General features: G+C 53.4%; 9 protein-coding genes, 1 tRNA gene and 4 pseudogenes. 11 read left to right on the forward strand and 3 right to left on the reverse strand.

What is annotated here, in order from left to right:
* Window positions 1-54 precede the first annotated feature (54 nt).
* Window positions 55-346 (forward strand): annotated as a pseudogene (locus JZM24_RS11770) (Cox family DNA-binding protein).
* A gap of 441 nt (window positions 347-787) precedes the next feature.
* Here the strand turns inward: JZM24_RS11770 and JZM24_RS11775 are convergent.
* Window positions 788-1,984 (reverse strand): annotated as a pseudogene (locus JZM24_RS11775) (IS3 family transposase).
* Window positions 1,985-2,252: 268 nt separating this feature from the next.
* On the opposite strand from JZM24_RS11775, the gene eptB reads away from it, so the two are divergent.
* The 10 genes and pseudogenes from eptB (at window position 2,253) to JZM24_RS11820 (ending at window position 11,491) form a co-directional block, all read left to right on the forward strand.
* Window positions 2,253-3,134, forward strand: a complete 882-nt coding sequence (eptB, locus tag JZM24_RS11780; protein ID WP_246579943.1) for a kdo(2)-lipid A phosphoethanolamine 7''-transferase — start codon at window positions 2,253-2,255, stop codon at window positions 3,132-3,134.
* An 81-nt stretch (window positions 3,135-3,215) separates the two neighbouring features.
* A tRNA-Pro gene (locus tag JZM24_RS11785) sits at window positions 3,216-3,292 on the forward strand.
* A 1,022-nt stretch (window positions 3,293-4,314) separates the two neighbouring features.
* On the forward strand, window positions 4,315-4,659 hold the full coding sequence (gene flhD, locus JZM24_RS11790; RefSeq protein WP_215669757.1) for a flagellar transcriptional regulator FlhD: 345 nt from the start codon (window positions 4,315-4,317) through the stop codon (window positions 4,657-4,659).
* Between the two features lie 4 nt (window positions 4,660-4,663).
* A pseudogene (gene flhC / locus JZM24_RS11795) lies at window positions 4,664-5,254 on the forward strand (flagellar transcriptional regulator FlhC).
* Between the two features lie 99 nt (window positions 5,255-5,353).
* On the forward strand, window positions 5,354-6,217 hold the full coding sequence (gene motA, locus JZM24_RS11800) for a flagellar motor stator protein MotA (RefSeq protein ID WP_215669758.1): 864 nt from the start codon (window positions 5,354-5,356) through the stop codon (window positions 6,215-6,217).
* Between the two features lie 28 nt (window positions 6,218-6,245).
* Window positions 6,246-6,899 carry a flagellar motor protein MotB gene (gene motB / locus JZM24_RS18695; RefSeq protein ID WP_246579944.1) on the forward strand — a complete coding sequence of 218 codons (654 nt, stop codon included), beginning with the start codon at window positions 6,246-6,248 and terminating at the stop codon, window positions 6,897-6,899.
* Between the two features lie 15 nt (window positions 6,900-6,914).
* Window positions 6,915-7,352, forward strand: coding sequence for a flagellar motor protein MotB (locus JZM24_RS18700; protein ID WP_246579945.1), 438 nt, complete (start codon window positions 6,915-6,917; stop codon window positions 7,350-7,352).
* A 260-nt stretch (window positions 7,353-7,612) separates the two neighbouring features.
* Window positions 7,613-8,764 (forward strand): annotated as a pseudogene (locus JZM24_RS11810) (EscU/YscU/HrcU family type III secretion system export apparatus switch protein).
* Window positions 8,745-10,838, forward strand: a complete 2,094-nt coding sequence (flhA, locus tag JZM24_RS11815; protein WP_215669759.1) for a flagellar biosynthesis protein FlhA — start codon at window positions 8,745-8,747, stop codon at window positions 10,836-10,838. Before JZM24_RS11810 ends, flhA begins: the two are co-directional and overlap by 20 nt.
* A 257-nt stretch (window positions 10,839-11,095) precedes the next feature.
* Window positions 11,096-11,491 carry a flagellar protein FlhE gene (locus tag JZM24_RS11820; protein ID WP_215669760.1) on the forward strand — a complete coding sequence of 132 codons (396 nt, stop codon included), beginning with the start codon at window positions 11,096-11,098 and terminating at the stop codon, window positions 11,489-11,491.
* Window positions 11,492-11,595: 104 nt separating this feature from the next.
* Here the strand turns inward: JZM24_RS11820 and JZM24_RS19190 are convergent, their stop codons facing one another.
* A complete protein-coding gene (locus JZM24_RS19190; RefSeq protein WP_281418192.1) occupies window positions 11,596-11,718 on the reverse strand; it encodes a hypothetical protein in 123 nt (40 codons plus the stop codon).
* Window positions 11,696-12,043 (reverse strand): flagellar export chaperone FlgN, encoded by a 348-nt coding sequence (gene flgN, locus JZM24_RS11825; RefSeq protein ID WP_215669761.1) that lies wholly within the window; start codon window positions 12,041-12,043, stop codon window positions 11,696-11,698. The genes JZM24_RS19190 and flgN overlap by 23 nt, the downstream gene beginning before the upstream one ends.
* Window positions 12,044-12,075 lie beyond the last annotated feature (32 nt).

Here is a 12,075-nt window from a genome sequence, read left to right on the forward strand (position 1 = left end):
GGACTTAGGGAGACTTAGAAGTACCTAGAAGCACTTTGGAGTATTGAGGATCGGATGATTAAGAATGACTACGAGGTTAAATATCCGCTTGACGCAGTCAGCGTTGAAAAGTTTTCCGAGCTACTCGGAAAGCCAGAAAGCGCTATCAGGAAGATGATAATCAACAACAAATTGCCTGTCGTTGAATTAACCGATCCTGAGGCAGCTACGGCGCGTGTTGGTGAACGCTGGGTAGTCATCTCAGAATTTAATCGCAGAGTCCTTGAAGCTTATTACAACCGTCCCGCAGAAGAACGTGATGCTTGGCTTAAAATGGCTTGGATTGCGAACCAAGCAAGAAATTTGAACAAAAGCTCATAGCCAGCGTTTAGTGCGGTGAACTGCTCTTTAACAATACGGTATCAGCAAAAAAATCCATGAAACGGATGGCAGGTAAGTTGCGCCTGTAATTTGCTGATAGCTTCGTAGGTTGTTTATGCGAAGCGGAGTCAAGCCGATGTTTATCGGGACTTTCCGGTCGGACGTATTCCGATACAGGTGTACACAAATCACCAATAGGTGGATTTGTAGTAAGTATTCTTTCGTACTTAGCATAAATCTTCTTGTAGGAGGATATGAATTAATTAATGAATGCACGTCAACGTTGTCGTGAACGTCGGCAAATGCGCTATAGAGATCAGTGCAGAATACCACAGATAAGATTGAATATTATTCGTACGGCTAACGCACAGCAACGTTCAACCGAAGAGATGATCTTGCCCCGCCATCTCCGTACAGCTTTTGTATCTTAAGTTAACGAAGCCCGCTGCCGCCGGTATTCTCTCGGAGAGTGATATCCCAGCGCGCTGTGCGGATGGTTTTCATTGTAATGCGTGAACGCTGCTGCAAGGTTTCGCAGGGCTGTTCTCGCATCCGGTTTTGGCATGAACTCGATATAGTCTTCCTTCATCGTCTTCACGAACCGTTCGGCCATGCCATTGCTCTGCGGGCTGCTCACCGCTGTTGTGCAGGGCTCCAGATCCAGTTCTCTGGCGAACCTCTGCGTTTCATGCGCGGTATACGCTGAACCGTTGTCCGTCAACCACTGCACCGCTGTATCGGGTAACCTGTCGCCGAAGCGCTTTTCTACCGACATCAGCATCACATCCTGCACGGTCGAACTGTCGTAGCCTACAGTGCTCGCAGACCAGTCTATGGCCTCTCTGTCGCAGCAGTCCAGTGCGAACGTGACCCGCAGTTTTTCACCGTTGTCGCAGCCGAACTCGAAGCCATCTGAACACCAGCGCATATCGCTTTCTGCCACCGCGATCCTGCCCTTATGCTCACGCCTCGGCCGCTCTGGTTTTCAATGTAATAACAGCAGGTTATGCTCACACATGATCCTGTAAAGTCGTTTCGCATTTACCGGCGGCAGTCCCTCTGCGCGACGTTGTTTACACAGGATGCCCCACACCCGCCGATAGCCGTAGCTGGGCATATCGCTGATGATGTCGAGGATGTCCGACAGTATTTCAGCGTCTGCTTCGTCATTACGCCGGTTACAGCGCCTGTCCTGCCAGTCGGCAGAACGCTTAATCCGCAGTGACAGCGGCGCACGCGACCCGCTCATGGCGCGGCTGACCTGTGCTATTCCCCGGCCTTTGGCAACAAGGGCGCGTGCGCTATCCATTTTCGTGACTGGCCGTACTCCACGGCTTCTTTTAGGATCTCAACTCCATCGTCTTCTTACCCAGAAGGCGCTGGAGCTCCCGGACCTGCTTCAATGCAGCTGCAAGCTCAGAGGCAGGAACAACGTCCTCCCCGCAGTGAGGCTGCCTTCCTGATATTGCTTTTTCCACTTAAACAGCAGGCTGGGCTGGATACCGTGCAGTCGTGCGAGATGGGAGACATTCATGCCGGGCTCCATCCTCTGCTGAATAATGGCCATTTTTTCCTGAGGAGTTTTACGTTTACGGACTTCTTGACCTAACGGGATCCCGGTCATATCAAAATTGGCGTTAGTGTTAGACATATATTCAAGCCTATCTCTTATCTGGAGATACAGCTACTGTCTGGTGTTTCAGGGGGATAAATCACGCTTATACGCGGCTTGATGAAAGTCAGGATAACGAAAGCCTGTTCGATCACGCTAAACAGTTTACCTATATCCCGCCGGCGGGCATTGATAATACCTATGTGGTGTTTATTATCGGTGAGACAACCCGCTGGGATCATAGGGCCTGCTGGGCTATGAGCGCGATACCACGCCGAAGTTGTCCCACGAGAAAATCTGGTGGCGTTCCGCGGGCATTCTTGCGACACCTCCACCAAACTTTCTTTCCCTGCGCTGTATGTTTGTGCGCGAAGGAGGAACGCTCGATAATCCGCAGCGCACGCTGAAAGAGCAAAATGTGTTTGCCGTGATGCGAAAATTGGGCTTCACCTCTGAGTTGTTCGCCATGCAAAGCGAAGTGTGGTTTTACAACAACACCGACGCCAATAATTATGCCTTTCGCGAAATGACCGCGTCCGAAAAGCGCAATGATGGTAAATCCGTGGACGACATGCTGTTGGTTGACGAGCTGAAGGAATCGTTGGCGCGCCATCCGCAGGGCAAGCATTTAGTCATATTGCACACCAAAGGCTCGCACTATCTGTACTCCCAGCGCTATCCGCGCAGTTTTGCCCGTTATCAGCCGGAGTGTATTGGTGTCGATCAGGCCTGCAGCAAAGTGCAGCTGATTAATGCGTTTGATAACAGCGTACTGTATACCGACAGTTTTATCGATAAGGTCATTGATCAGGTCCGCGATAAAAAAGCATTGGTGTTTTATGCCGCCGACCATGGCGAGTCCATCGATGAGAATTATCACCTGCACGGTACGCCGCGCGACATGGCGCCGCCGGAGCAGTTCCGCGTGCCGATGATGGTTTGGGCATCCAACGCTTTTCTGGCAAGCCCCGAGAATCATGAGGCCTTCGGACGTCTGCAGGCACAGCAGCGCGCAGGGGTGGTTCATCGGCATGAAGAATTGTTCGATACTCTGCTGGGATGCCTGGGATACCAGTCGCCGAACGGGGGGATCAAAGCGGAAAATAACTGGTGTCAGAAACCCTCTGCGTTGCCGCCGGCCGTCGCGTTTAATCGTGGCTGATGGGTTTGTAAACATTTGACGGCATTTACTGAAAAAGGGATTGACGCCTGTAGCGCGGCGCAGTAATATGCGCCCGCATTACGGTGAGTGGCGCAGCCTGGTAGCGCAATACGTTCGGGACGTATGGGTCGGAGGTTCGAATCCTCTCTCACCGACCAAATTCAAGCCGTAGCGTGATGCAACAGGCCGAACGTTATTGCTATCGACAGCGGACCTGAAAAGGTCCGCTGTTTTTTTGTCTTGTCGTGACCGGCTCGGGCTCTTTGGCAAAACGCCCCGGGCGGTAAAAATTGCCGATGCGATGCAGAGAGGGACTTCACGGCGCCGACAATGATTACCCTTGCTTAACCTAAGCGGCATTGCCGGCCACGATACCGTTCTCCTTCGTTGTCGTCGCCGTTACTATTGGCCACCTCGGCAAATCGCCGCGTCAGCGGCGCCATCCTTCTCGCCACCGGTCTGGATTGCGGCGGTGGTACAGGGATTAATATCCCGCCACCGGTGAAGTCCTCGTGTTATTACGACAGCTCATTTAGTCCGTCAGAGGAAAAATAAGGTAAAAAGGTTAGCGTTGCTAATTATCGTCGCAAATGACGACCGGCGATTTTAACCGGCTGAACCGATATTTAATTGGCAAAATAGGCGATGATTAAGGCCGTGTTTTTTAATGTAAGTTACAAGTGTGACTAATGACGGATTAGCGCGTAAAAATATGATTTTTTATTTGTGTTGCAATATAACTAGTATGTATATTGTGTGGTCAATCGGAAGCGTCACAGACCATGTAACATAAATGTCCGTCGATACATTAAATCAGCGGATTATGGATTTACTAATGAGGCAGTGATGTAATTTCTTTTTTTGATCAGTGGCTAAATAATAAAGTGTTAGGCTATTGTACGCCGAATTAGCGCGTAGGATGACTGTTACTTATCATTAATTGTCGACTGAGATGGATGGCAAAAATATGTTTGCATGGGCGGCGTGGTTAAGATAATAATGCTTTCGGTTAGGCCATTATAAATAGAGCTATGGGTTAGTAATTGCAAAGTTCTTTAATTATCAACATGCTAAGTGTAAGTTTAAATAAGTGCCTGGTGACCGATATCTCTCTTTAATGCTTTGCGGTCATTAATGCTTAACCTTCCTTCGCTATTAAAATAACAAGGATGCATCGACGATGAGTAGTGATAACCTTCTCAGGAATATACATGAAATAAATCTATCCTATCTCTTACTGGCCCAGGAGCTTATCAAAAAAGATAAGAAGGTAGCGGGATTACGCCTGGGGGTGGGCGAAGACACGCTCGATAAACTGGCAGGACTATCACTGTCTGAATTGATAAAGCTTGGCGAGATCAATCAGCTTATTTGCCTGTTGCGCCTGGACGACGAGCAGATCATCAATTGCCTGACGCGCGAGTCCCGTGTCGATGAGTTACAGCAAGTCCATACAGGGATTGTGCTGTCTACGCAGTTGCTTAATTCAGCGACTCCCGATCCTACCCGTTCGCTTAAGGAATGATCCCGTGTATAGGAAAAGTATCATGCAGGAATCCAGGGATATACAGCTTGCTATGGAGCTGATTGCGCTTGGCGCCCGGCTTCCCATTCTGGAAAATGAAACCTGCTTGAGCCGCAGTCGGTTGCTGAGATTGTATAAGGAAGTCAAAGGGACGCCGGCACCTAAAGGACTGTTGCCATTCTCCGCTGACTGGTTTCTGTCGTGGGAGCAGAATATCCACTCTTCCGCTTTTTACAACGCCTATCTTTGCCTGATTCGCGTAGGAAATATCCCGACCATTGAGGCAATGATAAAAGCTTACCGGCTGTATCTTTAACTGTGCCCACAGCTCCAGGATGGCGGGCCGGTACTCGGGTTGACCCGCGCCTGGATATTACTCCGTTTTATCGACAGCCAATTACTAGGTCAAACGCGCTGCAAGCAATGTGGTGGAGCATTCATTACTTATGCCTTTCACCCACCTCATAACTTTGTTTGTAGTTTTTGCCATCCGCCCTCGAGGGCGGTTAAAAAGCGTAAACTTTCCCATGCCGCCGCCGATAACCGCATATATAACTTAAGACAACGGAATATGTGCAATGTAAAGCCATACTGAAAAGTGTGATGCACTGAATACCATTTCACACAAACGGATTATTCCATCACTGGCTACAACGTTCATTTTCCAGATGTCACCATCTTGTAAGGGATCACCGTGCTAGTTATCGTTGGTTATATCATTGTGTTTATGTCAATTTTTGGTGGATTTTTGTTGGCTGAAGGACAACTCGGTGCCTTGTTTCAGCCTGCGGAGTTTATGATTATTGTGGGTGCGGGATTAGGTACCTTTATTGTAGGAAATAATGGTAAGGATATATATGCTACCTTAAATTCACTTCTGCGCTTGTTTCATTCATCACGTTATAATAAATCAATGTATATGGATATCATGGCGCTGATGTATCGCCTGCTGTCCAAAAGCCGCCAATCAGGATTGATTACACTGGAGAAAGAAATTGACGATCCGTATAACAGCGTCATTTTTTCTCACTATCATTCTCTACTTGCCGACAAACCGGTCATCGACTTTCTGGTGGATTACCTGCGTCTGATGGTTAGCGGTAATCTCAATGCTTATGAAATTGAAGCGCTGATGAATGAGGAGATAGAAACCTATGAACAGGAAAATGATATCCCGGTAAATAGTCTGCTGCAGGTGGGCGATGCGTTGCCCTCCTTCGGTATCATTGCGGCGGTAATGGGTGTTGTGAATGCTCTGGCCTCTGCTGATCGACCTGCCGGCGAACTCGGTGCTTTGATTGCTAATGCGATGGTGGGAACGCTGCTCGGTATTCTCCTGGCCTACGGTTGCGTCATGCCGTTGTGGGCGTTGCTTAAACAGAAAGGTGATGAGCACATTAAGATGTTGCAGTGCATCCGGGTGACATTGCTCTCCAGTTTAAACGGTTATGCGCCGCCGATCGCGATAGAATTCGGCCGTAAGACTCTTTACTCCTCCGAACGCCCCTCCTTCGATGAATTAGAATCTCACTTGCGCAGAATAAAAAAGCCGGTCTGACAGAATCTGCTGATATGACGGTCAATTCATGAAAAAGCCTTCACCTCCGGTTGTGATCAAATGGCGCAGGGCGCAGCATGCCAATCATCATGTCGTCTCGTGGAAGATAGCTTATGCCGATTTCATGACCGCGATGATGGCTTTTTTTATGGTCATGTGGATGTTGGGGGCAACGACGCAGCAGCAGCGCGAACAGATAGCCGACTATTTCAAGATGCCGTTGAAAGAGGCGATCACCCGCAACGGCAAATTCAACATGGGTAACATTCCGCTGCCGGTTGACACCAATGACGCCGCCCGGCCGGCGCGTCTGCGTCAGCGTGAATTGGAACATCAGCGGGATATCCAGCGGCTGAAGAATACCCGCCATCGCCTGGAGCAAATGTTGCGCAACGATCCCCGGCTGCGTGAATTGCAACCGAATATGCGCATTACGCTGGTGCATGAGGGTTTGCGTATTGAAATCATCGACAGCAAGAAAAGGCCGATGTTCGCCACCGGCGGCACGGCAATTGCGCCCTATATGCGCAGCATAATGCGTATTATTGCGCCGGTGCTTAATGATTTGCCCAATCGTATAAGCCTGGCTGGACACACGGATAATCAGCCTTATCTCAATGGCGATCGCGGTTATGGCAACTGGGAGTTGTCGACCGATCGAGCCAATGCTTCGCGCCGGTAACTGGTGGAAGGCGGGTTGGCGGGTGATAAAATTCTCCGGGTCATCGGCATGGCGAATACGATGGCGCCGCCGGGAAAAGTTGATGATAATGCCGCACAGCGCCGCATTAGTATCGTCATTCTGACCCGTGAGCAGGAAGCAGCTATCCGCCAGGAGAATATGCAAAGCGCCAGCGAAGAAATTGACGGTGGCAAGGATGCGACAGCGCAATTGTGGCGACTGGCGTCACCGCCGGCCGGCAAGGAATCTGCACCCACCACTCCGATGACATCCGCCAAACCCACCACATCCGCGGCACCGACGACATCCGCTAAACCCACCACCCCAGCCACACCAACCGCGCCGACCGCGGCAGATGTCTCACCCGTGGCGCAAGCTGACGCAGCATCGGTCAAGGGTGATGATGGCCGCGGTGAGGAAGAATCGACCAAGGCTGCGCACGACGCACCCTGAAGTCGCTGGTCGCGCCAACCCCGGCGCGTCCACCCTGTCTGACCCTCCATCTGCCTTATTCACACCGGCGCGCGGTCCTAGGCCGCTTGCCGCTGGCGCTTATCATTTACCGCTGCCGTGCCATTGGGGAGTGGTGATTTGGCCACATCGTCCGGTAAAAGCCGCGCGTATCCGGCGTTTTTTCACCTCATCAGATACTCTTGCGTCGAGTAGGCTAAAAGCCCTGAAATGACTTACTGACTACGTGGGGACAGATTGCCGTGGCAGATGAAAGCGATCTGGAAAAAAGCGAGGCGCCCACCCCCCCCCCACCGGCTACAAAAAGCGCGCAAAGAAGGCCAGGTGCCTCGTTCCAAAGAACTGTTGTCGTGGCTGATGTTGCTGTCCGGCTGGAGCCTGTTTGTTGTGGCTGGCGGGGGGACATCTTGCCCACGGTATGGGGCTGATGCTGTAAAGCGGACTGACGTTCAATTTCCAGATCAATGGCGACGGACACTGGCTGCTGGCCCAATTTTCCGGCCTGGTGCGTCAGGCTCTGCTGGCGTGTGCGCCGTTAGTCCTTGGCGTGACGCTGGTCGCCGCCGGTGCGCCGATGTTAATAGGCGGCGTATTGTTCAGCAGTAAAGCCGTTAGCCTGGATCTCAAACGTTTGAACCCTTTTAGCGGGCTGAAACGTCTGTTTTCCATGCAAATGATCGCCGAGCTTATCAAGACGCTGTTCAAGGTCTGCCTGGTGGGCGGCGCCTGCGGGACGGCGTTGTGGTGTGTATGGCCGCGGCTGACGCAGGGCGCACCTCCCAGGGGCATGGCCGAAAGCCTGTCGCTCATCAGCCAATGCGTATTAGTGATAATCCTGGCCCTTATCCCTGTGGTGGGGTTCGACATTCTGTATCAGTTATTCAGTCATATGAAAAAACTGCGCATGGCGCGCCATGATATTCGCGAAGAATACAAAGAGCAGGAAGGCGATCCGCAACTGAAAAGCCTGATTCGTAAGCGCCAGCAGGCGCAGCGACGGATGATGCAGGATGTGGCGAAGGCCGATGTCGTGATCCTCAATCCGACGCATTATGCGGTGGTGCTGAAATATGAACAAATGCGCATGACCGCGCCGCGGCTTTTGGCGAAAGGGGCCGGCGTCGTGGCGTTGAATATCCGCCAGCGCGCTGAGCAGCATCGGCTCCCTATTCTGGTAGCGCCGCCCCTGGCCCGGGCACCGGCACTGCGAAATAGGCGGCGTCATTCCGGTGGCCCTTTATGGCGCCGTAGCGGAAGTGCTGGCCTGGGTCTATGGCTTGCGGCGCTGGCGTAAGCAGGGGGGATTGCGACCCCGCCAACCGGGCAAACTCACCGTTCCAAAAGCAATGGATTGTGCAAAAGGGAGTATTTTTGATGGTAAACCTGGTAGCTAAACTGCATTTAAACGATTTCAGCCAGACCAGGTGGCAAATCTTTGCGGGCCCGATCGTTATCATCATGATTTTATCAATGATGATCCTGCCCTTGCCTCCCTTCGCCCTGGACCTGTTTTTTACCTTCAATATCGTGCTATCGATAATGATCCTGTTGGTGGCGATGTTTACTCAGCGCACGCTCGATTTTGCCGCGTTTCCGACCGTGCTGTTATTCTCCACCCTGTTGCGGCTGGCGCTCAATGTGGCGTCGGCGCGGGTCATCCTGCTACACGGACACCGGGGGGAAGCGGCGGCCGGGCAGGTCATCGACGCATTCGGTCATTTTCTGGTGGGCGGCAACTTCGCCATCGGCATCGTGGTGTTTGCCATTCTGGTGATTATCAATTTTATGGTAATTACCAAAGGGGCCGGCCGCATAGCCGAAGTGGGCGCACGCTTTGTATTGGACGGCATGCCGGGCAAACAGATGGCTATCGACGCTGATTTGAATGCCGGGCTTATCGGCGAAGAGGAAGCCAAACAACGGCGCGCGGAAGTGACGCAAGAAGCAGATTTTTACGGCTCCATGGACGGCGCCAGAAAATTCGTCCGTGGTGATGCCATTGCCGGTTTATTGATCATGGCCATCAACTTGATTGGCGGTTTGTTGGTCGGCGTCTTGCAGCACGGCATGGATCTCGGCCGCGCGGGAGAGACTTATACGCTGTTGACCATCGGCGATGGGCTGGTGGCGCAAATACCGGCGCTGGTCATTTCGACCGCCGCCGGCGTTATTGTCACGCGCGTGGCCACCCATCAGGACGTGGGCGAGCAGATGGTCAGCCAGTTGTTCAATAATCCCCGGGTCATGATGCTCTCCGCCGCGGTGATTGGGTTGCTGGGGCTGGTACCGGGGATGCCTAATGTGGTCTTTCTGTTGTTTACGTTATTGCTGCTCGGCATGGCGTGGCTGCTGCGACATCATGACGTGGCGCGGGAGGGGGCGACGGCTGGCACGGCCGGGGATAATCCGGCGCAGGAAAACCGGCAAAATGATGAGGCCAGCTGGGACGATGTGCAGACCGAGGACACCCTCGGGCTGGAGGTAGGCTATCGACTGATTCCGATGGTGGATAGCGCACAGGGCGCTGAACTGTTAAATCGCATACGGGGGATCCGCAAGAAATTTGCCCGTGAAATGGTCTACCTGCCGCCGGTGGTACATATCCGCGATAATCTGGAAATTCCCCCCACCCACTATCGTATTTTGTTGCACGGCGTGGAAATCGGTTGCGGAGATACCTATCCCGAGCGCTGGTTAGCCATTAACCCCGGCAGCGCCAGCGATACGCTGCCCGGCGACCCCTGTCAGGAACCCGCGTTTGGCCTGCCGTCTGTTTGGATAGATCAAGTGTTGTGTGACGAAGCCAAGACGTTGGGATATACCGTGGTGGATGCCAGTACCGTGGTGGCGACTCACTTCAATCAGTTGCTTATGCAGCATGCCGAGGATCTGTTTGGCCGCCAGGAAACGCAGCAACTGCTGGAGCATTTGGGCCGCGAAATACCTAAGCTCACGGAAGATTTGATCCCGGATGTGCTTTCGCTCACGACATTGCATAAAGTCTTGCAGAATCTGCTGGCTGAACAGATTTCGATCCGCGACATGCGCTCAGTCGTGGAATGTCTGGCGGAACATGCGCCGCAGCAAAACGATGTGGACATGTTAACCGGTCTGGTACGCCATAAATTGGCTCGCGCCATTACCCAAAGCTGGTTTCCCGGAACGGGCGATATTCAGGTGATTGGCCTGGAGGTGGCCTTTGAACAGGCGCTGATCCAAGCGGTGCAAAACGGCGGCGCGCTAGAGCCGGGCATGGCGGACAGGCTACTGGCCCAGGCCGACCGGGCGCTGCAGCGTCAGTTGGCCCTGGGGGCCCCTGCGGTTCTGTTGGTCAATCCCGTGCTGCGCGCCATGCTTGCACGCTTTTTACGTCGCACCCTACCGCAGCTGACCGTGCTTGCCAGTTCCGAAATCGCCGACAACCGGCCTGTTCGTTTCAACACGATGATTGGTGCGCCGCTTGACTAGTCCCGCCGCTGCCGGCGGAACCAGGTGTGCGCCCTTCCGGGAGAAGGGCGGCGCCTTGCTTTCACGGCCGGTGAGGTGAGTGTGCGGCTTTGCTTATACGGCCTGCGGTCTTGTTTATACGGTCTTCGGTCTTGCTGTTGTGGCGGGTTTAGTCAAGCCGCGGCCATGTTTTCGCGTCCGGCAAACTGACGCAGGCGTTCCAGAGCTGCGTCCGGTAGCCGGCAAATCTGTTCCTTACCTGTTAGTAGGACAACCCCATGCCTCTTTTTCTCCTGTTGTTGTTAATGAGCGTACCGCTGGCGCAGGCGTCCCACTCGGGCGTTTGGCGCAGCGAGCGACACGACATCACGGTCGAGGCCGGCGCGCTGCCGATAGCGACGCCGACGTTTACGGCGCCGGCAGAGGTCCCTGAACGCAGCCGCGTAATCAGTTACCGCTGGCACATACGATTACGGGTACCCCCTTCAGCGGGATTTAGCCTGATGCTATGCGGTAAGGAACGCTGCGTACGGCTGCACACGCTTGTTGGGCAAGGTACTGGCTTGTTGGGCGAGCGCGCGCGTGGACCCTTTTATTTTGTTTATCGCTATACGCCGGATGGAAAATCATTGCCGCTCGAGGGTTCGCAGCAGCTCACGGTCGATTTTACCTGATGTGCTGGCGGCGACAAAGAAACGCCGCTCGTAAAGAGCGGCAGCGCCGGTGTGGCGGCAAGGAGGGAAAGCGCCCGCGCCAATGCCGCGCGGGCCGAATGCGCTCAGGCATTGGTATCGAGGTTTTGCAACCGCATACCGTGATGTGAAGCGCCGTCGGCGCAGTAATACATCTGCTCGGGGATAAGCGTCTTGATAGCGGCGCTAAGGGTACGGACCTGGGCCATTTGCGCTTCGAGCCGCACGCCGTTCTGCCGATTCTGCTCGTGCAGCTCCCTCCCGGTTCCGGGTCTGAATTTGCCACCACAGCGCCGCCAGATCAGGATGTCCCGTATAAGGGACCCGCAATCCGCAGTGGTTTTCCGCCTGCTGGCGGAGCGCATCGTAATGGGCCAACGTACTGAGCTGACGGCTTTTGTCATGGGTAATGCCCTGTAGCGCCACCGGCTGCAGGGTCAGGGTCATCAGTAACTGATACTCCGCCTGCAGTATCTGACCGAGCTTATCAAGCGCCTGGTCGAGCTGGCGTAACGCAAGCGTCAGATTATCCATTTCATCGAGTCTCCCAACCTGGCGCAGCGAGC

It is taken from the genome of Candidatus Sodalis endolongispinus (genome assembly GCF_018777395.1).
Classification (GTDB): Bacteria; Pseudomonadota; Gammaproteobacteria; order Enterobacterales; family Enterobacteriaceae; genus Sodalis_B; species Sodalis_B endolongispinus.

Bases quoted from the DNA above. Each gene is read 5' to 3' on its own strand.
- flhD (WP_215669757.1), top strand. From the start codon at position 4,315: ATGAGTAGTGATAACCTTCTCAGGAATATACATGAAATAAATCTATCC.
- motB (WP_246579944.1), top strand. From the start codon at position 6,246: ATGAAAAAGCCTTCACCTCCGGTTGTGATCAAATGGCGCAGGGCGCAG.
- flhA (WP_215669759.1), top strand. From the start codon at position 8,745: ATGGTAAACCTGGTAGCTAAACTGCATTTAAACGATTTCAGCCAGACC.
- JZM24_RS11820 (WP_215669760.1), top strand. From the start codon at position 11,096: ATGCCTCTTTTTCTCCTGTTGTTGTTAATGAGCGTACCGCTGGCGCAG.
- JZM24_RS19190 (WP_281418192.1), bottom strand. From the start codon at position 11,718: ATGGCCCAGGTCCGTACCCTTAGCGCCGCTATCAAGACGCTTATCCCC.
- flgN (WP_215669761.1), bottom strand. From the start codon at position 12,043: ATGGATAATCTGACGCTTGCGTTACGCCAGCTCGACCAGGCGCTTGAT.